General features: G+C 68.1%; 14 protein-coding genes and 3 rRNA genes. 6 read left to right on the forward strand and 11 right to left on the reverse strand.

Annotation, left to right across the window (positions count from 1 at the left end):
• Window positions 1-89: 89 nt before the first annotated feature.
• Complete coding sequence (gene ileS, locus ACQP03_RS27505; RefSeq protein WP_357175691.1) at window positions 90-3,233, reverse strand: isoleucine--tRNA ligase; 3,144 nt, start codon at window positions 3,231-3,233, stop codon at window positions 90-92.
• A 471-nt stretch (window positions 3,234-3,704) separates the two neighbouring features.
• Window positions 3,705-5,255 carry an alkaline phosphatase D family protein gene (locus ACQP03_RS27510; protein ID WP_433458993.1) on the reverse strand — a complete coding sequence of 517 codons (1,551 nt, stop codon included), beginning with the start codon at window positions 5,253-5,255 and terminating at the stop codon, window positions 3,705-3,707.
• 193 nt (window positions 5,256-5,448) lie between these two features.
• Here ACQP03_RS27510 and ACQP03_RS27515 point away from each other — a divergent pair, with 193 nt between their 5' ends.
• The 3 genes from ACQP03_RS27515 (at window position 5,449) to sigJ (ending at window position 7,975) form a co-directional block, all read left to right on the forward strand.
• On the forward strand, window positions 5,449-6,567 hold the full coding sequence (locus tag ACQP03_RS27515) for an acyltransferase family protein (protein ID WP_357134480.1): 1,119 nt from the start codon (window positions 5,449-5,451) through the stop codon (window positions 6,565-6,567).
• A 101-nt stretch (window positions 6,568-6,668) separates the two neighbouring features.
• Window positions 6,669-7,103, forward strand: coding sequence for a carboxymuconolactone decarboxylase family protein (locus tag ACQP03_RS27520; RefSeq protein ID WP_433458995.1), 435 nt, complete (start codon window positions 6,669-6,671; stop codon window positions 7,101-7,103).
• Window positions 7,100-7,975 carry an RNA polymerase sigma factor SigJ gene (sigJ, locus tag ACQP03_RS27525; RefSeq protein ID WP_433458997.1) on the forward strand — a complete coding sequence of 292 codons (876 nt, stop codon included), beginning with the start codon at window positions 7,100-7,102 and terminating at the stop codon, window positions 7,973-7,975. Before ACQP03_RS27520 ends, sigJ begins: the two co-directional genes overlap by 4 nt.
• Window positions 7,976-7,988: 13 nt before the next feature.
• On the opposite strand, the gene ndk is transcribed toward sigJ, so the two are convergent.
• Window positions 7,989-8,414 carry a nucleoside-diphosphate kinase gene (gene ndk / locus ACQP03_RS27530; protein WP_357134476.1) on the reverse strand — a complete coding sequence of 142 codons (426 nt, stop codon included), beginning with the start codon at window positions 8,412-8,414 and terminating at the stop codon, window positions 7,989-7,991.
• 142 nt (window positions 8,415-8,556) lie between these two features.
• Here ndk and ACQP03_RS27535 point away from each other — a divergent pair, with 142 nt between their 5' ends.
• Window positions 8,557-10,059, forward strand: a complete 1,503-nt coding sequence (locus ACQP03_RS27535) for a VOC family protein (RefSeq protein ID WP_357134474.1) — start codon at window positions 8,557-8,559, stop codon at window positions 10,057-10,059.
• A gap of 15 nt (window positions 10,060-10,074) precedes the next feature.
• On the opposite strand, the gene ACQP03_RS27540 is transcribed toward ACQP03_RS27535, so the two are convergent.
• Genes ACQP03_RS27540 through ACQP03_RS27550 form a run of 3 tightly spaced genes read right to left on the reverse strand, consistent with a single transcriptional unit; the run spans window position 10,075 to window position 14,545 of the window.
• Window positions 10,075-10,599, reverse strand: coding sequence for a DUF4233 domain-containing protein (locus tag ACQP03_RS27540; RefSeq protein WP_357134472.1), 525 nt, complete (start codon window positions 10,597-10,599; stop codon window positions 10,075-10,077).
• The gene (locus tag ACQP03_RS27545; protein WP_355053152.1) at window positions 10,596-11,930 is read right to left on the reverse strand and encodes a bifunctional folylpolyglutamate synthase/dihydrofolate synthase; all 1,335 of its coding nucleotides are present in this window, start codon (window positions 11,928-11,930) and stop codon (window positions 10,596-10,598) included. The genes ACQP03_RS27540 and ACQP03_RS27545 overlap by 4 nt, the downstream gene beginning before the upstream one ends.
• Window positions 11,927-14,545: a valine--tRNA ligase gene (locus ACQP03_RS27550; protein WP_433459001.1), complete on the reverse strand. Its 2,619-nt coding sequence runs from the start codon at window positions 14,543-14,545 to the stop codon at window positions 11,927-11,929. Before ACQP03_RS27550 ends, ACQP03_RS27545 begins: the two co-directional genes overlap by 4 nt.
• A gap of 69 nt (window positions 14,546-14,614) precedes the next feature.
• On the opposite strand from ACQP03_RS27550, the gene ACQP03_RS27555 reads away from it, so the two are divergent.
• On the forward strand, window positions 14,615-15,301 hold the full coding sequence (locus ACQP03_RS27555; RefSeq protein WP_357134468.1) for a hypothetical protein: 687 nt from the start codon (window positions 14,615-14,617) through the stop codon (window positions 15,299-15,301).
• A gap of 211 nt (window positions 15,302-15,512) precedes the next feature.
• On the opposite strand, the gene rrf is transcribed toward ACQP03_RS27555, so the two are convergent.
• The 3 genes from rrf to ACQP03_RS27570 all read right to left on the reverse strand — a co-directional run bounded on the left by rrf (window position 15,513) and on the right by ACQP03_RS27570 (window position 20,719).
• Window positions 15,513-15,629, reverse strand: a 5S ribosomal RNA gene (gene rrf / locus ACQP03_RS27560).
• Window positions 15,630-15,706: 77 nt separating this feature from the next.
• Window positions 15,707-18,817 (reverse strand): 23S ribosomal RNA (locus tag ACQP03_RS27565).
• A gap of 387 nt (window positions 18,818-19,204) precedes the next feature.
• Window positions 19,205-20,719: ribosomal RNA gene (locus ACQP03_RS27570) — 16S ribosomal RNA — on the reverse strand.
• The 16S, 23S and 5S rRNA genes sit together here, the layout of an rRNA operon.
• 641 nt (window positions 20,720-21,360) lie before the next feature.
• Between ACQP03_RS27570 and ACQP03_RS27575 the strand changes: the two genes are divergently transcribed.
• Window positions 21,361-21,585 carry a hypothetical protein gene (locus ACQP03_RS27575; protein WP_357133531.1) on the forward strand — a complete coding sequence of 75 codons (225 nt, stop codon included), beginning with the start codon at window positions 21,361-21,363 and terminating at the stop codon, window positions 21,583-21,585.
• A 3-nt stretch (window positions 21,586-21,588) separates the two neighbouring features.
• On the opposite strand, the gene ACQP03_RS27580 is transcribed toward ACQP03_RS27575, so the two are convergent.
• Both ACQP03_RS27580 and ACQP03_RS27585 read right to left on the reverse strand, forming a co-directional pair.
• Window positions 21,589-22,386: a carbon-nitrogen hydrolase family protein gene (locus ACQP03_RS27580; RefSeq protein WP_357133533.1), complete on the reverse strand. Its 798-nt coding sequence runs from the start codon at window positions 22,384-22,386 to the stop codon at window positions 21,589-21,591.
• 39 nt (window positions 22,387-22,425) lie between these two features.
• Window positions 22,426-23,259, reverse strand: a complete 834-nt coding sequence (locus tag ACQP03_RS27585) for a DMT family transporter (RefSeq protein WP_357133535.1) — start codon at window positions 23,257-23,259, stop codon at window positions 22,426-22,428.
• Window positions 23,260-23,291 lie beyond the last annotated feature (32 nt).

The following is a 23,291-nucleotide window of genomic DNA, read 5'->3' on the forward strand; positions in this document are numbered from 1 at the left end:
ACGGAGGTGGGAGGCGTCCGCGTCCCGACAGTGCTGGGTGTAAGGAAGGGGCCCTTCCTATACACCAGGCGTTAGAAAGGGGCCCTTCCTTACACCCGACGGACAGTGACCGTCACCCGCTCGCCCTCGCCGACCTCACCGGCGAAACCGTCGAGGCCCTCGGCGAAGTCGACCGAGTCGGCCAGCACCTCACCCGACACGAACTCCAGGTACGCCCCGACCGCGGCGCGCACCTCGTCGGACGCCGACACCGCCACCACGATCCGGTCCGAGACGTCCAGGTCGGCGTCGCGGCGGGCCTGCTGCACCACCCGCACCACGTCGCGGGCCAGGCCCTCGGCGGCCAGCTCGGGGGTGACCTCGGTGTCGAGCACCACCACGCCCTCGCCACCGGGCAGCGGCGCGGAGTGCTCGGCGTCGGCGGCCACGAGACGCAGCTCGTACTCGCCCTCGGCCAGGGTGATGCCGGCCGCCACCGGCGCGCCCTCGACCAGCTCCCAGTCACCCGCCTTGACCGCCTTGATCACCTGCTGGACCTGCTTGCCGACGCGCGGGCCGAGCGCCCGGGGCACCACGGTCAACACCTGCTCGCAGTACGCGGACAGCTCGGCGCTGAACTCCACCGCCTTCACGTTGACCTCGTCGGCGATCAGGTCGGCGAACGGGCGCAGTTGCTCGGCCACCGGGGACGCCACGGTCAACGTCGACAGCGGCAGCCGTACGCGCAGCCCCTTGGCCTTGCGCAGCGACAGCGCCGCCGAGGCGACCGCCCGCACGTTGTCCATGGCCGCCACCAGGTCGTGGTCGGCCGGGAACTCCTCGGCGGACGGCCAGTCGGTCAGGTGCACCGACCGCTCGCCCGTCAGGCCACGCCAGATCTCCTCCGCGGTCAGCGGCGCGAGCGGCGCCACCACCCGGCAGAGCGTCTCCAGCACGGTCGACAGCGTGTCGAAGGCGTTGGCGTCACCCGACCAGAACCGGTCCCGGGACCGGCGCACGTACCAGTTGGTCAGCGCGTCCAGGTAGGACCGGACGGTGGCGCACGCGCCGGAGATGTCGTACGCGTCCATCTGCGCGCCGACCGTCGACACCAGCTCGTTGGTCTTGGCCAGGATGTACCGGTCGAGCAGGTGCGTCGAGTCGGTGCGCCGCCGCGCCTGGTACCCGTCCGCGTTGGCGTAGAGCGAGAAAAAGTACCAGACGTTCCACAGCGGCAGCAGCACCTGGCGTACCGCGTCGCGGATCAGCGTCTCGGTGACCGCCATGTCCCCGCCGCGCAGCACCGGCGAGGACATCAGCATCCAGCGCATCGCGTCCGACCCGTACGAGTCGAAGACGTGGTAGACGTCCGGGTAGTTGCGCAGGCTCTTGGACATCTTGCGCCCGTCCGAGCCGAGCAGGATGCCGTGGCTCAGGCAGTTGCGGAACGCCGGCCGGTCGAACAGCGCGGTGGCCAGCACGTGCATGGTGTAGAACCAGCCGCGGGTCTGCCCGATGTACTCGACGATGAAGTCACCCGGGTAGTGGTGCTCGAACCAGTCCGCGTTCTCGAACGGGTAGTGCACCTGGGCGAACGGCATCGACCCGGACTCGAACCAGCAGTCCAGCACCTCCGGCACCCGGCGCATCATCGACTGACCGGTCGGGTCGTCCGGGTTGGGGCGGACCAGGTCGTCCACCGCCGGCCGGTGCAGGTCGGTCAGGCGTACGCCGAAGTCCCGCTCGATGTCGGCGAGCGATCCGTAGACGTCCAGGCGCGGGTAGTTCGGGTCGTCGGACTTCCACGCCGGGATGGGCGAGCCCCAGAACCGGTTCCGGCTGATCGACCAGTCCCGGGCGTTGGCCAGCCACTTGCCGAACGAGCCGTCCTTGATGTGGCCGGGCGTCCAGTTGATCTCCTGGTTCAGCTCGACCATCCGGTCCCGGAACTGGGTCACCGCCACGAACCACGACGACACCGCCTTGTAGACCAGCGGGGTGTCGCACCGCCAGCAGTGCGGGTACGAGTGGGTGTAGGTGTCCTGCCGCAGCACCACCCCCCGCTCCTTCAGCTCCCGGATCACCGGCTTGTTGACGTCGAAGACCTGCTCACCCTGGTACGGCGGGACCAGCGCGGTGAACCGCGTGTGGTCGTCCACGGTGACGATGGTGGGGATGCCGGCGGCGTTGCAGACGTTCTGGTCGTCCTCGCCGAACGCCGGGGCGAGGTGCACGATCCCGGTGCCGTCCTCGGTGGTGACGAACTCCGCCCCGAGCACCTGGTACGCGTTGTCGCCCGCCTGCTCGACGAGGAAGTCGAACAGCGGTGTGTAACGGCGTCCGACCAGGTCCCGGCCGTACACCGTGCCGACCTGCTCGTACCCGTCCAGCTCCTTGGCGTACGCGCCGAGCCGTGCCGCCCCCACGACGAACCGCTCCCCGTCGCGTTCGAGCACGGCGTACTCGATGTCCGGGCCGACGGCGAGTGCCAGGTTCGACGGCAGGGTCCACGGCGTGGTGGTCCAGACACCCAGCTTGACCGGCCCGCGCAGCAGCTCCGGGGCGGAGTCGTTGGCGGTCAGCCCGAACCACACGGTCAGCGTCGGGTCGTGCCGGTCCCGGTAGACGTCGTCCATCCGGGTCTCGGTGTTCGACAGCGGCGTCTCACAGCGCCAGCAGTACGCCAGCACCCGGAAACCCTCGTAGATCAGACCCTTGTCGTGCAGGGTCTTGAAGGCCCACATGACGCTTTCCATGTAGTCCAGGTCGAGGGTCTTGTAGTCGTTGGTGAAGTCGACCCAGCGGGCCTGCCGGTTGATGTACCGCTCCCAGTCCTGGGTGAACTCCAGCACCGACGTACGGCAGGCCTCGTTGAACCGGGCCACGCCCAGGTCGATGATCTCGGCCTTGCTGGTGATGCCGAGCTGCTTCTCGGCCACCACCTCGGCGGGCAGGCCGTGGCAGTCCCAGCCGAAGCGCCGCTCCACGTGCCGCCCGCGCATGGTCTGGTAGCGCGGCACCACGTCCTTGACGTACCCGGTGAACAGGTGGCCGTAGTGCGGCAGGCCGTTGGCGAACGGCGGGCCGTCGTAGAAGACGTACTCGTTCTTGCCGTCGGTACCGGCGGGGCGGGCCTCGATGCTGGCCTCGAAGGTCTTGTCGGCCGTCCAGTGCTCCAGCACCCGGCGCTCGACCGCGGGCAGGTCCGGGCTCGCCGGGACACCGGCGGCGGGGTCGTGCAGTGGATAGGCCATCGCCTGTCGCTCTCCTCGCAGCTCACTCAACGTGGGTCTGCGAGGACGAACCGTCCGGGGTACGCCGACAACGACGCTCCCCGGGTGGCCCGCGGTACCACCCCGCTTGGCGGTCAGGATCGACCGCCCGCTCATTGGCCGGCTGTGACGGGCCGGACCCGTCCGGTTCTACTGGGCCGGTCACCCGGCTGTTCTTCCGGAGGCTCACCGGTGATGGCCGGGTCATCGCCTTACGGCCTCCAACGATACAAGACCCACCCAGCCCCCCGCCCCCGACTAATCCCCCACCCCACCCCACCCCACCCCACCCCCACCCCACCCCACCCCACCCCACCCCCACCCCACCCCACCCCCACCCCCGCCCACCCCCGGTGATCAAGAGGTTTGCGTCAAATTCGCGCCGGATCCTGACGCGAATCTCTTGATCACCAGGGCGAGGCTCCCGGGGGTGGGGGTGGGGGGTGGGTGGGGTCAGGGGGTTGGGAGGGTGGTGGTCCAGAGGGAGGCGCCGTCGCGGTCGCGTAGGTGCACCGTCAGGGCCCCGGATTCGCCGTCGATCTGGACCTCGCCGAAGTGCTGGAAGCCCTCGGCCGGGGAGGTGTTCGCGCGCGGCGGGGCGTGCACGAAGACCGCCTGCGGTCCGAACGTGCCGTCGAGGGCGTTCGGGCCGAACGCGCCGGCGTGCGCCGGGCCGGAGACGAACTCCCAGAACGGCGTGAAGTCACCGACCGCCGAACGGGACGGGTCGTAGTGGTGCGCGGCGGAGTAGTGCACGTCGGCGGTGAGGAAGACCATGCCGGTCACCCCGGCCCGGTGGGTCGCCCGCAGCACCTCGGCGAACTCCAGCTCACGCCCGACCGGCGCGCCCGGATCGCCCTGCGCGACACCCTCCTGCGCGCCCGGACCGTCTGGCACCACGACCCCGATCGGCAGGTCGTTGGCGATCACCTTCCAGGTCGCCGTGGAGCGCTTCAGCTCCCGGATCAGCCACTCCCGCTGCTCGCGGCCGAGCAGACCGCGCTTCGGGTCGGCGTACGTGTTGCCGTCGTTGGGGTCCTTGTGCGTCCGCATGTCCAGCACGAAGACGTCCAGCAGCGGCCCGTACGAGATCCGCCGGTACAGCGGCCCGTTGTCCGGCACCGGCAGCCACTCGTGGAACGCCTGGCTGGCCCGCGCTGCGAGCACGTCGACCCGCTGCTCGGTGTAGCGCGGGTCGTCCAGGATCTCCCCGGGATACCAGTTGTTGAGCACCTCGTGGTCGTCCCACTGGTTGATCTGCGGCACCGCCGCCGCGAACTCCCGCAGGTGCTCGTCGAGCAGGTTGTAGGCGAACTGCCCCCGGTACTCGGTCAGCGTCTCGGCGACCTTGCTCTTCTCCGGGGTGATGAGGTTGCGCCAGATCCGCCCGTCGGGCAGCGTCACCGACTCCACGAGCGGGCCGTCCGCGTAGACCGTGTCGCCGCTGCACAGGTAGAAGTCCGGACGGACCGCGCGCATCGCCCGGAAGATCGACAGCCCGCCGAAGTTCGGATCGATCCCCCAGCCCTGCCCGACGATGTCCCCGGTCCAGACGAACCGCACGTCCCGGCGGCGGTGCCGGCCCGGCGCGGTGGTGAACGAACCGGTCAACGGCTCGCTGACCACCCCGTGCCGGTCCAGGCTCTCCACCCGCACCCGGTAGTGCAGCCGCTCGGCGTCCGGCAGGCCCCGCAGCCGGACCTTGCCGGTGAAGTCCGCGTTCGGGCCCAGCACCGGGCCACGGAGCTGCCGCGCGCCACGGAAGTCGGGGCGGCGGCTCAGTTCGACAAGCATCCGGCCCGGACGGTCGGCCCGCGTCCAGACCAGCGCCGAATCCGCGGTCACGTCGCCGCTCTGCACCCCGTGGGTGAGCACGGGGCGTCCGGCCGGACGCCAGGCCGGAGCGGCGTTCGCGCCGGCACCGCCCAACAGGGCGCCGCCGGCGACTCCGGCCCCGGCCACCAGGCCAGCCCGCAGCAGGGTACGTCGATCAAGCTCGGTCATGCTTCCTCCCGGTGATGGGTTGACCCCGTGGGTGTACCGGGCGCAGATGACCGCGGCCGGCGGTCCGGGTGACCGGCGACCGAACGCCTGTTGTCCGAAGGGCACGACCCGGCGGCCAGCGCGGCTTGACCCCGGCGAGAGGCTCGCGCAGACTTCGCCGGTGCGTCCGCTCAGCCATGACGAATTTCAGGCCATGCGTCGATTCCCCGCGCTCGACGGCCTGCGGGCCGTGGCGGCCGTGATGGTCTTCGCCTTCCACTTCGGCGGTCCGTCCTGGGCCTGGTTGACCGGCTGGATCGGCGTACACCTCTTCTTCGTGCTCTCCGGCTTCCTGATCACGACGCTGCTGTTGCGGGAGGAACACCGCTACGGTCGGGTCTCGCTGCGCGCCTTCTACCTGCGGCGGTTCTTCCGGATCATGCCGATGTACCTGCTCGTGCTGTTCCTGACCTGGGGGCTGGCCCGGCTCAACGGCACCGCCGACGCGGTCGAACGCTCGATGCGCTACTACCTGCTGCTGCTCAACGAACTCCTGCCGGCGAACACCCCTTACCTGCACTCCTGGACGATCGGGATCGAGCAGAAGTTCTACCTGCTCTGGCCGGCGATCGCCTTCGTGCTGGTGACCGGCGCCTTCCGGCGCCGGCTCGCGGTGACCCTCGCGCTCCTCGTGCTCCTCGTCGCGCTGATCCCGCCGCAGATCGGCTGGCTGAGCTGGCCCATCCACTACGTGGCGATCCTGCTCGGCTGCCTCACGGCCGTGCTCATGCACCACCCACGCGGCTTCGCCCTGTTCCGGCCGCTGACCCACCCGGTCACCGCCAGCGTGGTGATCGTGGCCTTCGCCGCGGTGCAGGTGGCCGTGCGGTACTGGCCGGCCCGCTTCGGCCAGGAGGCGCTGATCGGCTGCTACGCGGCGGCGGCCGCGCTGCTGCTGCCGGCGCTGCTGTCGCGCAGCGTCCTGGCCCGTGTGCTGGGGCTGCGGCCGCTGGTGTTCGTGGGCGAACGGTCGTACTCGATGTACCTGGTCCAGTCCATCGCGGCGTGGGCGGCGGTCGGGCTGCTGCCCGCGGTGGGTCGGCACAACACCACCATCTTCGTGGCCGCCGTGGTGGTGGCGTTGGTCCTCGCGGACGTGCTCTACCGCTGGGTGGAGCTACCGATGATCAAGGTGGGCCGCGACCTGGCCGCCCGGGTGTCGCGACCCGTACCCCGCGACCAGGACCGCCCGTCCGGTGACGTCGACGGCGTCGTCCGGATCCCCCGCCCCCGCGAGGTGCTCCCGGACACCGTCCCCGCGACCCGCGGCTGACCCCCTCGACGTGACCGGGCTCATAGCCCCGGTTGTCACAGCGCGACCGGTCGGACCGTCGTAGCGGTGTCGAACCGATCAAGGAGGTTGCCGTGCAACGGATGAAGCTTTTCGAGGTCGCGCCGCAGGGATACCAGGCCGTGTCAGGTCTGGAGAAGTACGTCCAGGCGAACGTCGACCACACCGTGCTGGAGCTGGTCAAGCTGCGGGCGTCGATACTGAACGGCTGCGCGTACTGCGTGGACATGCACAGCCGCGACGCCCTCGCCGCCGGCGAGTCGAGCCGGCGGCTGTTCGCGGTGGCCGCCTGGCGGGAGGCGCTGTCGTTCTTCGACGAGCGGGAGCAGACCGCGCTGGCGCTCACCGACGCGGTGACCCGGCTCGGCGAGCACGGGGTGTCGGACGAGGTGTGGGACGCCGCCGCGAAAATCTGGTCGGAGAAGGAGTTGGCCGATCTGGTCCTCGCGATCGCCACAATCAACGTGTGGAATCGCATCGCCGTGACGACGCACACGGAGCCCCCGGCACAGGTGTGACGACCGAGGCGGCAGAGGCGGCCGGTGCGCTCCAGGCGCACCGGCCGATGCTGCTCGGGCTCGCCTACCGGCTGCTCGGCAGCCGGCACGACGCGGAGGACGTGCTCCAGGAGGCGTACCTGCGCTGGCTGGGCGTGGACCGGTCGACGGTGGCCGAGCCCCGCCGCTACCTGTCCCGGGTGGTGACCCGGCTCGCGCTGGACCGGCTGCGGTCCCGGCAGGCGGCCCGCGAGACGTACGTCGGACCGTGGCTGCCCGAGCCGGTGCCGACCGAGCCCTCGCCGTTCGGCCCGCTGGACCGCGCGGAGCTGCGGGACTCGCTGTCCACCGCGCTGCTGCACGTGCTGGAACGGCTCACGCCGCCGGAGCGTGCCGTGTACGTCCTGCGCACCGCGTTCGACCTGCCGTACGCCGAGATCGCGGAGATCCTGGACCGGACCCCGCAGGACTGCCGGCAGTTGCACCACCGGGCAACCACGCACGTACGCCAGGAGGACCGCCGCTTCACCGCCAGCCGGTCCGAGCGTGAGCGGTTGCTGGAGGCGTTCCTCGCCGCCGCCCGGAACGGGGACCTGGCGACGCTCACCCGTCTGATGGCCGCGGACGTCACGGCGTGGAACGACGGTGGCGGTCGCGTCCGCTCCGCGCGCAACCCGGTGCGGGGTGCGGACCGGGTCGCCCGGTACTACGCCGGGATCTACGGCCCACGCCGCGAGTGGACGGCGCGGCGGGTCGAGTTGAACGGCGAACCCGCCATCCTGCTCACCCGCGGCGACGGCGGCCGCTACACGATGACCGTCACCGCCGCCGCCGGTCGGATCACCGGGATCTACGTGGTGGGCAATCCGGAGAAGCTACCCCCGGCCGCCTGAAATCGTGAGGTCGTCAGCCCAGCTCGGGGAACCAGAGCGCGATCTCGCGCTTGGCGCTGTCCGGCGAGTCGGAGGCGTGCACCAGGTTCTCCCGGTTGGAGAGCGACAGGTCGCCCCGGATGGTGCCGGCGGCGGCCTTGCGGCCGTCGGTCGCGCCGACCAGCCCCCGGACCACGTCGATGACCTGGTCGCCGGAGAGGACCAGGGCGACCAGCGGACCGCCGGTCATGAAGTCCTTCAGCGGCGGGTAGAACGCCTTGTCGACGTGCTCGGCGTAGTGCGCGTCCGCGAGCGCGGCGTCCATGGTCCGGTGCACCATCGCGTCGATCCGCAGCCCTTTGCGCTCGAAGCGGGAGAGGAGCTCGCCGACCAGGCCGCGGCGGACCGCGTCGGGCTTGATCAGCACGAGGCTGCGCTCTTCCGGGCTGTCGTTGGACACGCTGGGTTCCTCCTGTACGCGCAGAACGCTTGGGCTCGGTACGGTCAGCGTAGCGACCCGGTCCCGGCGCCGGCGCGGCGGCCGGTCTTTCCACCGGTGGCCGATCCGGCCTAGCCTGGCCCTGACCCCCGGGAGGTCCACTGTGGCGAATGGCGGGAACCGGCCCATCGCGCCGGTACGCAAGCTGGTCGGCACGGTGCTCGGCACCGTGGCCACCTTCGTCGTCCTCTTCGGGCTGGGCATGACCAGCTGGGCCATCGTCGCGCTCGGCGTCGCCCTGCTGGTGCTGGCGATCGCGCTGGCCACCGTGAAGGGCGGCGGGCGCACCTGGGTGGTCGGCGTGGCGCACGTGCACAGCGCCTCCGAACCACCCACCCAGTACGCGTTCGGCCGGTGCGAGCTGCAACTGGTCATCGACGCGCCCGGCCTGCCGCCCCGATCCAAGAAGATCATCGAGCCGCGGGTGCCGGTCTCCAAGTGGCCGTCGTTGGGCCAGACCCTGCCCATCCGGGTCGCGCTCGACGACCAGCGGCACGTCAAGGTCCTCTGGGACGAGGTGCCCACCCACGCCGAGACCGCCGCGGCCGTCGCGGACCTGCCGCCCGAGTTCGGCGACCTCGACCCCGGCGACGAGGTGCTGATCGAGCAGGACGCCCCGCCCTGGGCGGACCGCGCGCCCGACGACGACTTCCGGGACGCGCGCGGCGGCGACCCGTTCGGCCCCGACCCGTTCGGCGACCCGCGCGGCCCCGATCCGTTCCGCGACCCGCGCGGCGGCGACCCGTTCCGCGACCAGCGCGGTCCCGACCCCCTGCGCGACGACCGGTCCGTCGTATCCGACGAGCGCGAGCCGGTGGTGGTGAGCCAGGCCCCGGGCGGCCCGGTGGTCCTCGAAGGCGTCGTCGTCGAGCAACAGCCCGGCGCGGGACTGCCCCGCCGGGCCACGCCCGCACCCCGGCCCCCGGCCGAGGAGCACTTCGACCAGCCCGGCGTCGACCCGGACGACCCGGACGACGTCCGTGCCGCCGAGTCCGACGACGACCCCGTGGACGCGGAAGCGCAGGCCCGGTCCGCACCGAGCGCGGACCGGCCGACCGACGCCCCGCCGACGCAGCGGACCGGCCCGCTCGCTACCGACCCGCTGGACCCGCTGGACCTGCCGCTGGACGACCCGACCCCGGCGGGAGCGGCCCGCGAGACCGTCACCGCCGAGGCCCTGGACGAGGCGATCTTCGGGTACGACGGAGCGTCGGCGGCGGACCCGGCCGGTCCCATCAGCGGCGTCGGACTGACCCTGCTGGTCACCGACCTGGCCCGATCGCTCGGTTTCTACCGGGACATGCTCGGCTTCTCCGAGGTCGACCAGGGCACCGGCAACGCGGTGCTCGCCTTCGGCTCGACCCGGCTGGTGCTGCGCGAGGTGACCGGGGCGGCGCCCATCAGTCGCCGGCTCGTGCACGTCAACCTCGAGGTGGACGACATCGAGGCGGCGTACGGACGGCTGCGCGGATCCGGTGTCCGCTTCACGTACGCCCCACGCGTGGTCAACCGGGGCAGCAGGCTGGAGGTGTGGGCGGCGGCCTTCCGGGACCCGGACGGCCACGGCATCGCCCTGACCCAGTGGCGCGAACGCGCCGACGCCTGACCCGACCCTCGGGGGTCAGCCGAGGATGACCCGGCGGACGTGCAACGCGTACGCCCAGACCAGCGCGAAGATGATGCCCAGCACGAGCAGCGACCAGTGCAGCAGCCCGGCCAGCATCAGCAGGCCCTGCAACACGGTGCCGGCGTGCCAGGCCCAGGGACGCCGCATCATGCCGGCCAGCAGGATGGCGGCCACCGCCAGGGCCACCACCACGGCGATCGCCGCGCCGCCCAGGTCACCGCCGACCACCCGGATCGGTTGGATGGCCAGCAGCAGCACCAGCGCCTCCAGGCCGAGCGTTCCCGCGCCGAGACCCCGTACGGCCGCCTGCGGGTTCCGCAGGCCGGAGCGCCGTACCTGCCCGGCCTCCGGCTCCCCCGCCGTCGATGCGGCCGTGTCCTGGTCCGGAGCGCTCCGACCGCGGTCCGGACCGGTCGCGTCGTCGGTGGCGCGCGGGTCGCGGTCCAGGTCGGTGGCGCGCGGGTCGCGGTCCAGGTCGGTCGCGTCGGTGGCGCGGGGGTCGCGCTCGGGGCCGGTCATCGCTTCAGCAGCCGGCGGGCGTCGGCGACCGTGACCACCGAACCCGTCACCAGGACACCGACGCCGCTGAGCTCACCGGGTACGTCCTCCTCGGCCAGCGCGACCGCCAGTTCGATCGCGTCCGGCACCTCCTCGGCCACCTCGACGCGCTCCTCGCCGAAGATCTCGACGGCAAGCGCGGCGAGCTCCTTCGTCGGCATCGCCCGTGGCGAGCTGTTGCGGGTGACCACCACGACGTCGGCCACCGGCTCCAGCAGCTCCAGCAGGCTGCTCGCGTCCTTGTCGGCGAGGACGCCCACCAGCGCCACCAGCTTGCTGAACGCGAACTCCTCCTGCAGCGCGGTCACCGTCGCGGCCATACCGTGCGGGTTGTGCGCGCCGTCCAGCAGGACGGTCGGAGCGCTGCGGACCCGCTCCAGCCGGCCCGGGGAGCTGGCCGTCGCGAACCCCTCCCGGACGGCCTCGACGTCCAACTGACGGCGGGCCCCGGCACCGAGGAACGCCTCCACGGCGGCGAGCGCCACCGCCGCGTTCTGCGCCTGGTGCGCGCCGTGCAGGGGGATGAACACGTCGTCGTAGACGCCACCGAGGCCCTGCAGCTTGAGCACCTGCCCGCCGACGGCGACCGCCCGGCTCAGCACGCCGAACTCGGCGCCCTCACGGGCGATGGTGGCGCCCACCTCGGAGCAGCGTTCGAGCAGGGGACGCGCGGCCTCCTCCTCCTGCGCCGCCGAGATCACGGTGGCGCCCGGGTGGATGATGCCGGCCTTGGCCAGCGCGATGTCCTGGAGCGTGTCGCCGAGCCACTCGGTGTGGTCCAGGCCGATCGGCGTGATCACGCAGACGCCGGCCTGGATGACGTTGGTGGCGTCCTCGGCGCCGCCGAGACCCACCTCGACCACGGCGATGTCGACGGGCGCGTCGGCGAACGTGGCGAACGCCAACGCGGTCGTCATGTCGAAGTACGTCAGCGGCTCGTCCGAGCGCGCGTCGACCAGCTCGGCCAGCGGCTTGATCTCCCCGTACACCGCGGCGAAGCGCTCCTCGCTCACCGGCTCCCCGTCCAGGCTGATCCGCTCCCGGACGGTCTCCAGGTGCGGACTCGTGTACCGGCCGGTGTGCAGCCCGAACGCCCGCAGCAGCGAGTCGATCATCCGTGCGGTGGACGTCTTGCCGTTGGTGCCGGTGAGGTGGATCGACGGGTACGCCCGCTGCGGACTCCCGAGCAGGTCGAGCAGCGACTCGATGCGGTCCAGCTCGAACACCATGCGGGTGAAACCGCGGGCGTTCAGCTCGGCTTCGGCGGCGGCGAAATCGGTACGGTCGGTCACGAGGTAAGCGTCTCCAGAGCGGCGTCGATCCGGACCAGGTCGGCCTCGGCGGTGGCGAGCCGGTCGCGGATCTTCGCGACGACCGGCTCGGGGGCCTTGCCGATGAAGGCCGGGTTGTCGAGCTTCGCCCGGGCCTGCGCGACCTCCTTCTGGGCGGCCGCGCGGTCCTTGGTCAGCCGGGCCCGCTCGGCGGCCACGTCGATCGACCCCCGGGTGTCCAACGCGACACCTACCGCGCCGGGCATGGCCAACGTCGCGCTGGCCTGGAAGTCGTCACCGGCGGGGTCCAGCCGAACCAGCGACCGGATCAGCGGCTCGTGGGCCGCGATGCCGGCCCCGGCCAGCCCGTCCAGGCGGGCCGCGACCCGCTGCGTCGGGCGTAGCCCCTGGTCGGAACGGAACCGGCGGATCTCGGTGACCACCCGCTGCACGGCGGCCAGCTCGACCTCGGCGGCGTCGTCGATGAGCGACCGGTCGGCCACCGGCCAGGCGACGGCCTGCACCGTCTCGCCGCCGGTCAGCGCGAGCCACAACTCCTCGGTGACGAACGGGATGACCGGGTGCAGCAGCCGCAGCAGCTGGTCCAGGACGTGGCCGAGAACCCGGCGGGTCACGTCGGCCCGCTCACCGCCCTCGGCGAGCACCGGCTTGCTCAGCTCGACGTACCAGTCGCAGACGTCGTCCCAGGCGAAGTGGTAGAGCAGGTCACACACCTTGGCGAACTCGTACGCCTCGAACTGCTCGTCGACCTCGGCGGTGACGTGCGCCAGCCGGGACAGGACCCACCGGTCGACGGTGGAGAGCTGCTCGACGGGCGGCAGGTCGCCGGTCGTGTGCGCGCCGTTCATCAACGCGAACCGGGTGGCGTTCCAGAGCTTGTTGCAGAAGTTACGCGAGCCCTGGCACCACTCCTCGCTGACCGGCACGTCCTGGCCGGGGTTCGCGCCCCGGGCCAGGGTGAACCGGGTCGCGTCGGCGCCGTACCTGTCGATCCAGTCCAGCGGGTCGACCACGTTGCCGAACGACTTCGACATCTTCTTGCCGAACTGGTCGCGCACCATGCCGTGCAACGCGACCACGTCGAAGGGCGGCCGGCCGTCCATCGCGTAGAGGCCGAACATCATCATCCGGGCGACCCAGAAGAACAGGATGTCGTACCCGGTGACCAGCACGCTGGTCGGATAGAACTTCGCCAGGTCCGGGGTCTCTTCCGGCCAACCCAGGGTGGAGAACGGCCACAGGCCGCTGGAGAACCAGGTGTCGAGGACGTCCTCGTCCTGGTGCCAACCCTCGCCGGTCGGCGGCGTCTCGTCGGGGCCGACGCAGACGATCTCGCCGGCCGGGCCGTACCAGACCGGGATGCGGTGCCCCCACCAGAGCTGGCGGGAGATGCACCAGTCGTGCATGTTGTCGACCCAGGCGAAGTAGCGCTTCGCCAGCTCGGCCGGCTCGATACGGACCCGACCGTCGCGCACCGCGTCACCGGCGGCCTGCGCGAGCGGGGCGGTGTTGACGAACCACTGCAGCGACAGCCGCGGCTCGACCGTCGTCTTGCAACGCGAACAGTGACCGACGGCGTGCACGTACGGGCGCTTCTCGGCGACGATCCGGCGCTGTTCGCGCAGCGCCGCGACGATCGCCGGCCGCGCCTCGAACCGGTCCAGCCCTTCGAACGGGCCGGGCACGGTGATCACGCCGCGCTCGTCCATGACGGTCAGCGCGGGCAGGTCGTGTCGCTGGCCGATCTCGAAGTCGTTCGGGTCGTGGGCGGGGGTCACCTTGACCATGCCGGTGCCGAAGGACGGGTCGACGTGCGCGTCGGCGACGATCGGGATCCGTCGGCCGGTGAGCGGCAGCTCGACCTCGGTGCCGATCAGGTGCTGGTAGCGCTCGTCGTCGGGGTGCACCGCCACGGCGGTGTCGCCGAGCATCGTCTCGGCCCGCGTGGTGGCCACCACGACCTCGTCGCTGTAGCGGATCGAGATCAGCTCACCGTCGTCGTCGGTGTGCTCGACCTCGATGTCCGACAGTGCGGTCAGGCAGCGCGGACACCAGTTGATGATCCGGTTGGCCCGGTAGATGAGGCCGTCGTCGAAGAGCTTCTTGAAGATCGTCTGGACCGCGCGACTCAGGCCGGCGTCCATGGTGAAGCGCTCCCGCTCCCAGTCGACGGAGTCGCCGAGGCGGCGCATCTGGCCGAGGATCTTGCCACCGGACTCGGCCTTCCACTGCCAGACCCGCTCGACGAACTTCTCCCGACCGAGGTCGTGCCGCGACAGCCCTTCGGCGGCGAGCTGACGCTCGACCAGGTTCTGGGTGGCGATGCCGGCGTGGTCCATGCCGGGCAGCCACAGCGCCTCGAAGCCCTGCATCCGCTTGCGCCGGGTCAGGGCGTCCATGAGCGTGTGCTCGAACGCGTGGCCCATGTGCAGGGAGCCGGTGACGTTCGGCGGCGGAATGACGATGGTGAAGGGGGGCTTGTCGCTGTCGGCGGAGGCCCGGAAGTGCCCAGCGGCTACCCACTGCTCGTACCGCCGCTGCTCTACCTCGCCAGGCTGGTACTGGCCGGCAAGGGTCGGGGCGTCGGGGCGTCGGGCATCCAGTCTCTCGGTCACCCGACAAGTCTACGAAGGGCTTCTGCGGACCTGACGTGCGCCACCTGTCGTTCGCGTACGGTGTCGGCTATGTCCGACGCACATCTCACCGAGCGGTCACTCGACCACGGCCGCGAGCCGGTCGAACTGACCGAGGAGCCGATCCAGCTGAGCACTCGGGACACCGGCGGCGATCCCGACGAGCGGTCCGGTGGCTGGTCCCGCCGCCGCCGGATCGGCTGGACGGTCGCCCTGGTTGTCGGCCTCGCGGGCGCGGGTGTGCTGGGGGTCGGCGGGTGGCGTGTGGCGCAGCAGAAGGACACCCGGCTGACCTCGCCCGAGCGGGTGGCGGGGTTGACGCGGGACGACAGCGAGCGCGCCAAGAGCACGGCGGACTACCTGCGCAGCGGCCTGGCCGCCGACATCGACCTGGACCGGAGCTTTGGCACCGTCTACCGCGACCCCGCCGACGACAAGCGCGCGGTCCTGGTCTTCGGCGGCACGACGCTGCTCTGGCAACCCGAGCGCGACCTGGACAGCCTCTTCGGCCTGATGTCCGACGAGACCGGGGCGGTGACGGGGCTGCGTAAGGTGCCTGCGGGCAAGCTGGGTGGAGTGATGAAGTGCGGCAGCACGAGCGGTGAGGGCGGCGACTTCGCGGTGTGCGGTTGGGCCGACCACGGCAGCGTCGTGATGGCGATGTTCCCCGGCAGGTCGGTGACCGACGCGGGCGCCCTCCTGGGCGACCTCCGCAACGAAATGCAATCCCGAACCTAACCCCTCCGCACCCTCCCGCCAGCCCTCTCCAGACCCCCCTTCGCGGCGTGTTGATCATGAAGTTGTTGCCACTGTCATCGGCGTGTCATCGCAAAAACTTCATGATCACCAGTGCCGAATGGGGGCCGGGGGCGCGGGACAAGGGGTGGGGTTCTTCTTGGGGGAATGCAGGAATGGCCACCCCGATAGGGGTGGCCATTCCTGAAAGATTGTCCGGCGGTGTCCTACTCTCCCACACCCTCACGAGTGCAGTACCATCGGCGCTGGAGGGCTTAGCTTCCGGGTTCGGAATGTGACCGGGCGTTTCCCCTCCGCCATGACCGCCGTAACTCTATGAACATATCAACCATCACCAACACGGGTGGGTGTTTGTTCAGAGTTGCACAGTGGACGCGTAGCAGCTTAGTAGTCAAGTCCTCGGCCTATTAGTACCGGTCAACTGAACCCGTTACCGGGCTTACATTTCCGGCCTATCAACCCAGTCGTCTAGCTGGGGGCCTTACCCCACCAAAGGTGGGTGGGATACCTCATCTTGAAGCAGGCTTCCCGCTTAGATGCTTTCAGCGGTTATCCCTTCCGAACGTAGCTAACCAGCCGTGCCCTTGGCAGGACAACTGGCACACCAGAGGTTCGTCCGTCCCGGTCCTCTCGTACTAGGGACAGCCCTTCTCAAGTATCCTACGCGCACGGCGGATAGGGACCGAACTGTCTCACGACGTTCTAAACCCAGCTCGCGTACCGCTTTAATGGGCGAACAGCCCAACCCTTGGGACCTGCTACAGCCCCAGGATGCGACGAGCCGACATCGAGGTGCCAAACCATCCCGTCGATATGGACTCTTGGGGAAGATCAGCCTGTTATCCCCGGGGTACCTTTTATCCGTTGAGCGACACCGCTTCCACTCGCAAGTGCCGGATCACTAGTCCCGACTTTCGTCCCTGCTCGACCTGTCAGTCTCACAGTCAAGCTCCCTTGTGTACTTGCACTCAACACCTGATTGCCAACCAGGCTGAGGGAACCTTTGGGCGCCTCCGTTACCTTTTAGGAGGCAACCGCCCCAGTTAAACTACCCACCAGACACTGTCCCTGAACCGGATAACGGTCCGAAGTTAGATACCCAAATCAACCAGAGTGGTATTTCAAGATTGCCTCCACCCATACTGGCGTATGGACTTCACCGGCTCCCACCTATCCTACACAAGCTAACTCAAGTACCAATGTCAAGCTATAGTAAAGGTCCCGGGGTCTTTCCGTCCTGCCGCGCGTAACGAGCATCTTTACTCGTACTGCAATTTCGCCGGGCCTGTGGTTGAGACAGTGGGGAAGTCGTTACGCCATTCGTGCAGGTCGGAACTTACCCGACAAGGAATTTCGCTACCTTAGGATGGTTATAGTTACCACCGCCGTTTACTGGCGCTTAAGTTCTCCGCTTCGCCCCGAAGAGCTAACAGGTCCCCTTAACGTTCCAGCACCGGGCAGGCGTCAGTCCATATACATCGAATTACTTCTTCGCATGGACCTGTGTTTTTAGTAAACAGTCGCTTCCCCCTGCTCTCTGCGGCCATACAACGCTCCACCCGCGCGGGGCTTCACGTCTCCGGCCCCCCTTCTCCCTAAGTTACGGGGGCAATTTGCCGAGTTCCTTAACCACAGTTCGCCCGATCGCCTCGGTATTCTCTACCTGACCACCTGTGTCGGTTTGGGGTACGGGCCGCTAAGAACTCGCTAGAGGCTTTTCTCGGCAGCATAGGATCACTGACTTCACCTGAATCGGCTCGGCATCACGTCTCAGCCTTCATGCGTCGCGGATTTGCCTACGACACGGCCTACACGCTTACCCCGGCACAACCACCGGCCGGGCTCAGCTACCTTCCTGCGTCACCCCATCGCTTGACTACTACCCGCCAGGTTCCCACGCTCCCTCAGATCAGTCCGAAGACCTCACCAAGTTCGGGTGGTTAGCACAACGAGGTTCATCAGGGACGCTCTTTCGCGGGTACGGGAATATCAACCCGTTGTCCATCGACTACGCCTCTCGGCCTCGCCTTAGGTCCCGACTCACCCAGGGCGGATTAGCCTGGCCCTGGAACCCTTGGTCATCCGGCGGAAGGGTTTCTCACCCTTCTTTCGCTACTCATGCCTGCATTCTCACTCGTGCCGCGTCCACAACTGGGTCACCCCGCTGCTTCACTCGCGGCACGACGCTCCCCTACCCATCCACACACCTGCACAAGGAATCAAGTCCAAGCGAGGTTAAAATGTGAATGCCACAGCTTCGGCGGTGTGCTTGAGCCCCGCTACATTGTCGGCGCGGAACCACTTGACCAGTGAGCTATTACGCACTCTTTAAAGGGTGGCTGCTTCTAAGCCAACCTCCTGGTTGTCTATGCGACCCCACATCCTTTTCCACTTAGCACACGCTTAGGGGCCTTAGCTGGTGATCTGGGCTGTTTCCCTCTCGACTACGAAGCTTATCCCCCGCAGTCTCACTGCCGCGCTCTCACTTACCGGCATTCGGAGTTTGGCTGATTTCGGTAAGCTTGTGGGCCCCCTAGACCATCCAGTGCTCTACCTCCGGCAAGAAACACGCGACGCTGCACCTAAATGCATTTCGGGGAGAACCAGCTATCACGGAGTTTGATTGGCCTTTCACCCCTAACCACAGGTCATCCCCCAACTTTTCAACGTTGGTGGGTTCGGCCCTCCACGCGGTCTTACCCGCGCTTCAGCCTGCCCATGGCTAGATCACTCCGCTTCGGGTCTAGAGCATGCGACTAAAGCGCCCTATTCAGACTCGCTTTCGCTACGGCTCCCCCACACGGGTTAACCTCGCCACATGCCACTAACTCGCAGGCTCATTCTTCAAAAGGCACGCCGTCACCCCGCAAGGCTCCGACGGATTGTAGGCGAACGGTTTCAGGTACTATTTCACTCCCCTCCCGGGGTACTTTTCACCATTCCCTCACGGTACTCGTCCGCTATCGGTCACCAGGAAGTATTTAGGCTTACCAGGTGGTCCTGGCAGATTCACGGCAGATTTCAGGGGTCCGCCGCTACTCGGGAACACCCACAGAAGGTCAACAGCTTTCACCTACCGGACTCTCACCGTCTACGGTCAGCCATTCCAGACTGTTCGACTAGCCATCAACTTTGTAACTTCTCCAACAGATGTCAGTCTGTTGAGCAGGGTCCCACAACCCCGACCACGCAACCCCTGACAGGTATCACACGCAGCCGGTTTAGCCTCAATCCGCTTTCGCTCGCCACTACTCACGGAATCACTAAATTGTTTTCTCTTCCTACGGGTACTGAGATGTTTCACTTCCCCGCGTTCCCTCCACACACCCTATGTGTTCAGGTGTGGGTGACACCACATGACTGGTGCCAGGTTTCCCCATTCGGACACCCTGGGATCACAGCTTGGTTGACAGCTCCCCCAGGCCTATCGCGGCCTCCCACGTCCTTCATCGGCTCCTGGTGCCAAGGCATTCACCGTTCGCCCTTGACAACTTGACCACAAAGATGCTCGCGTCCACTGTGCAATTCTCAACAAACAACCAACCCACAACCCAACAGCCCCACACCAGCAACCACACCCCACAGGGCGCCATCCGGTATGCGAGGCCAGGCCATGCCTGGCAGACCCCCAGCCCCCACCAAGGAGGGCTGGCCAAGTCTCCGAAAGAAACAACCAGAGGTTGTTCTTTCAGGACCCAACAGGGTGCTTACATTCTTTCTCAGCCGCACCAGAACATTCCCGTTCCCACCACCGAAGTGGCTGTACTAGGTGTCCCGGCCGTTGCCAAGCAAAAACTTGCCAGTGTCTCCGCCATCTGAGCACCCCGGTCCAACATTCGTGGACCGCGGGCTCCTTGCCACCTTTCGGTGGAAGGTGCTCCTTAGAAAGGAGGTGATCCAGCCGCACCTTCCGGTACGGCTACCTTGTTACGACTTCGTCCCAATCGCCAGCCCCACCTTCGACGGCTCCCTCCACAAGGGTTGGGCCACCGGCTTCGGGTGTTGCCGACTTTCGTGACGTGACGGGCGGTGTGTACAAGGCCCGGGAACGTATTCACCGCAGCGTTGCTGATCTGCGATTACTAGCGACTCCGACTTCACGGGGTCGAGTTGCAGACCCCGATCCGAACTGAGACCGGCTTTTTGGGATTCGCTCCACCTCACGGTATCGCAGCCCATTGTACCGGCCATTGTAGCATGCGTGAAGCCCTGGACATAAGGGGCATGATGACTTGACGTCATCCCCACCTTCCTCCGAGTTGACCCCGGCAGTCTTCGATGAGTCCCCGCCATAACGCGCTGGCAACATCGAACGAGGGTTGCGCTCGTTGCGGGACTTAACCCAACATCTCACGACACGAGCTGACGACAGCCATGCACCACCTGTGACCGCCCCCGAAGGACCCCCCATCTCTGGAGGTTTTGCGGCCATGTCAAACCCAGGTAAGGTTCTTCGCGTTGCATCGAATTAATCCGCATGCTCCGCCGCTTGTGCGGGCCCCCGTCAATTCCTTTGAGTTTTAGCCTTGCGGCCGTACTCCCCAGGCGGGGCGCTTAATGCGTTAGCTGCGGCACAGGGAACCGGAGAGGCCCCCCACACCTAGCGCCCAACGTTTACAGCGTGGACTACCAGGGTATCTAATCCTGTTCGCTCCCCACGCTTTCGCTCCTCAGCGTCAGTATCGGCCCAGAGACCCGCCTTCGCCACCGGTGTTCCTCCTGATATCTGCGCATTTCACCGCTACACCAGGAATTCCAGTCTCCCCTACCGAACTCTAGCCTGCCCGTATCGACCGCAGGCTTGGGGTTGAGCCCCAAGTTTTCACGGTCGACGCGACAAGCCGCCTACGAGCTCTTTACGCCCAATAAATCCGGACAACGCTCGCGCCCTACGTCTTACCGCGGCTGCTGGCACGTAGTTGGCCGGCGCTTCTTCTGCAGGTACCGTCACTTTCGCTTCGTCCCTGCTGAAAGAGGTTTACAACCCGAAGGCCGTCATCCCTCACGCGGCGTCGCTGCATCAGGCTTCCGCCCATTGTGCAATATTCCCCACTGCTGCCTCCCGTAGGAGTCTGGGCCGTGTCTCAGTCCCAGTGTGGCCGGTCGCCCTCTCAGGCCGGCTACCCGTCGTCGCCTTGGTAGGCCATCACCCCACCAACAAGCTGATAGGCCGCGAGCCCATCCCAAGCCGAAAAACTTTCCACCACCAGCCATGCGGCCAGAAGTAATATTCGGTATTAGCCCCCGTTTCCGAGGGTTATCCCAAAGCTTGGGGCAGGTTGCTCACGTGTTACTCACCCGTTCGCCGCTCGAGTACCCCGAAGGGCCTTTCCGCTCGACTTGCATGTGTTAAGCACGCCGCCAGCGTTCGTCCTGAGCCAGGATCAAACTCTCCAACAAAAAATTAGTTGAACAGCTATCCCGGCAACAAACAAATGTTGCCAAAGGAATCCCAACCAACAACCCACCAAAAGCAGGCTGCCAGTCCGGGGTATAAATCATAATTGGCACTGGCTTTACAAGCACCCTGTTGAGTTCTCAAAGAACAACCACACACCGATCAGCAGCTCCACATCCGTGGAACCCCGTTTCGGGGCAACCGCTCAAACCTACTTGGTCGAACTTTCATTGTCAACCTCGTATTTGAGGCGATCAATCTGGTTCGTCCGGACCCACGTTGACGCACGCCGTATCCGGCGGTCGTTACTCTCGTGGGAAGCCGCAGACCGGCCGATCGCCGCTGCGCGGCTCTCCGCCCGGCTCCTGCCGGCTTCAGAACTCTACCCGGTCGGCTTCGCGTCCGCAACCCCGTCTCCGAGGTGTTTCGCACCGCCCGATCTCAGTCTCGCTCGGCGTCTCCGCCACGAGCCTGGCGCCCGTTCTCGGCCGGTTTGTCCGGCCTCCCTCGTGCAGAGAGAAAGTTACGCGGCCGGCCGGGAGAAGGCAAATCAGGGTTCATCACTGGTTCGGGTCACGTCGACCGGCGCGCTCTCCACCGTGGTCGGCGACGCGGCACGTGTCGGCGTGCCAGAGTGTCAGTCATGGATGAGTCCGGGCTGAAAACCGCGGTGTTCGCCGAGGAAGCACTGCTCGGCATCCTCCTGCCGTTCTGGCAACTGGTGATCGGCGCGGTCGTACTGGTGGTCCTGGTCTTCTCGGTCGGACGACTGGCCCGCCGCGGCAGGTCCCGGATGACCACGGCCCTGCTGGTCACCGCCGCGGTGATCGCCGGGCTTGCGACGATCGGCGTCCTGCTCGAGGGCTGAGTCTCAGAGCCGGCGGTTGGCGAGGCTCGGCAGCTCGGCCCGGATCATCGAGAGCCGGTCAAGGTCCAGATCGGCGACGGCGACCCCCGGCCCGTCGGGCAGCTGGGTCAGGACCGTCCCCCACGGGTCGACCACCATGCTGCGCCCGAAGCAGGTGCGGCCCGGCTCGTGGTCACCGGTCTGACCCGCCGCCGCCACGAAGCACTGGTTCTCGATCGCCCTGGCCCGGAGCAGGATCTCCCAGTGGTCCCGCCCGGTGTGCATCATGAACGCCGCCGGCACCACCAGGAGCTGGGCGCCGCCCTCGGTGGCGAGCCGTCGGTACAGCTCCGGGAAGCGCAGGTCGTAGCAGATCGAGAGCCCGACCCGGAGGCCTTCCACGTCCACCACGACAGGTTGGGCACCGGGCGCGACGGTCTCCGACTCCCGGTAGGAGACCCGACCGGGGATCTCCACGTCGTACAGGTGGATTTTGCGGTAGCTCGCGGCCAGGCTGCCGGCGCGGTCGAAGACCAGCGAGGTGTTCCAGGTGTGCGCGGGGTCCGGGCCGGCTTCGTGGAACGACCCGGCCAGCACCCACATCCCCAGCCGCCGTGCCACCCCGGCGAAGAAGCTGCCCACCTCGCCGTCGACCGGCTCCGGCTCCGGCAGACCGGCCTCCGGGCCGAGATAGTCGACGTACTCGGGAAGGATGGCGAGGTCCGCGCCGCCGTCGGCGGCGCGTTCCAGCAGCAGCTCCGCGGCGGCCAGGTTGGCCTTGCGGTCGTCCCGGGCGTTGAGCTGGCAGACGGCGACGCGCATGAGAGAAGAGTACGACCGGACCGGCCGGTGTGGACAGCCTCAGATGCTGGCCAGCACGAGAGCCCCCGCCGCGAACCCGAGGCCGGCGATCTGAACCGGCCGCAGCCGTTCGCGGTCGACGGCGAGCGCCAGCAGTACCGTGCTGGCGGGGTAGAGCGCGGCGATCGCCGCCACGATGCTGAGGTGCCCTCGCGCGGCAGCGGCCAGGAAGAGCGCGTTGGCGGCGCTGTCGAGCAGACCGGCGACGGCCGCCCAGCCCAGCGACCGCCGTCCGACTCGCAGTCGCACACCCGTGCCGGCGGCGAGGAGCAGGCCGAACGCGATCGAACTGGCCCGTACCGCCGCCACCGGCCACATGCCCGCGCTCTCGCTGGCCTGACCGAGCAGGGTGAAGAAGACGCCGAAGAGCGCGCCGGCCGCGAGGGCGAGCCCCACCAGTCGGGCCGGGACCGTCGGGCGGCCACCGCCCTCGCCGAGGCTGACCAGGGCGATCGCCACCACCGCGAGGCCGGCGCCGGTGAGCGCCGGGGCGCCGGGGAAGGTGGTGGTGAACAGGCCGGCGACGATCGGCACCACGGCGGCGGTGATCGCGGTGACCGGTGCCACCACGGCCATCATCCCGCCGGCGAGCGCTCGGTAGAGCAGCACGACGCCGCCCGCGCCCGCCGTCCCCGCGAGCAGTCCCCAGGCGATGTCGGCGACCGTCGGTGACCCCGGCACCAGGAGCACCAGAGCGACCAGCAGCGGGACGCTCAGCAGCTGGGAGACCACGGTCACCGCGATGGGGTCGGCGCGGCGGGACGCCTTGCCGCCGGAGAAGTCGGCGGTGCCGAACGCGACTGCGGACACCGCTGCCAGGAGAATGGGGAACATGCCACTGTCGTACCACAATAGTAACCGTGAAG

The organism is Micromonospora sp. CA-248212, from assembly GCF_050948405.1.
Taxonomy (GTDB): Bacteria; Actinomycetota; Actinomycetes; order Mycobacteriales; family Micromonosporaceae; genus Micromonospora.

Excerpts from the sequence above, each read along its gene's own strand:
- ileS (WP_357175691.1), bottom strand. The coding sequence starts at position 3,233 with ATGGCCTATCCACTGCACGACCCCGCCGCCGGTGTCCCGGCGAGCCCG.
- ACQP03_RS27520 (WP_433458995.1), top strand. The coding sequence starts at position 6,669 with ATGAAGCTTTTCGAGGTCGCGCCGCAGGGATACCAGGCCGTGTCAGGT.
- ACQP03_RS27555 (WP_357134468.1), top strand. The coding sequence starts at position 14,615 with ATGTCCGACGCACATCTCACCGAGCGGTCACTCGACCACGGCCGCGAG.
- ACQP03_RS27585 (WP_357133535.1), bottom strand. The coding sequence starts at position 23,259 with ATGTTCCCCATTCTCCTGGCAGCGGTGTCCGCAGTCGCGTTCGGCACC.
- ACQP03_RS27580 (WP_357133533.1), bottom strand. The coding sequence starts at position 22,386 with ATGCGCGTCGCCGTCTGCCAGCTCAACGCCCGGGACGACCGCAAGGCC.
- ACQP03_RS27540 (WP_357134472.1), bottom strand. The coding sequence starts at position 10,599 with ATGACCGGCCCCGAGCGCGACCCCCGCGCCACCGACGCGACCGACCTG.
- ACQP03_RS27575 (WP_357133531.1), top strand. The coding sequence starts at position 21,361 with ATGGATGAGTCCGGGCTGAAAACCGCGGTGTTCGCCGAGGAAGCACTG.
- ACQP03_RS27510 (WP_433458993.1), bottom strand. The coding sequence starts at position 5,255 with ATGACCGAGCTTGATCGACGTACCCTGCTGCGGGCTGGCCTGGTGGCC.
- ACQP03_RS27515 (WP_357134480.1), top strand. The coding sequence starts at position 5,449 with ATGCGTCGATTCCCCGCGCTCGACGGCCTGCGGGCCGTGGCGGCCGTG.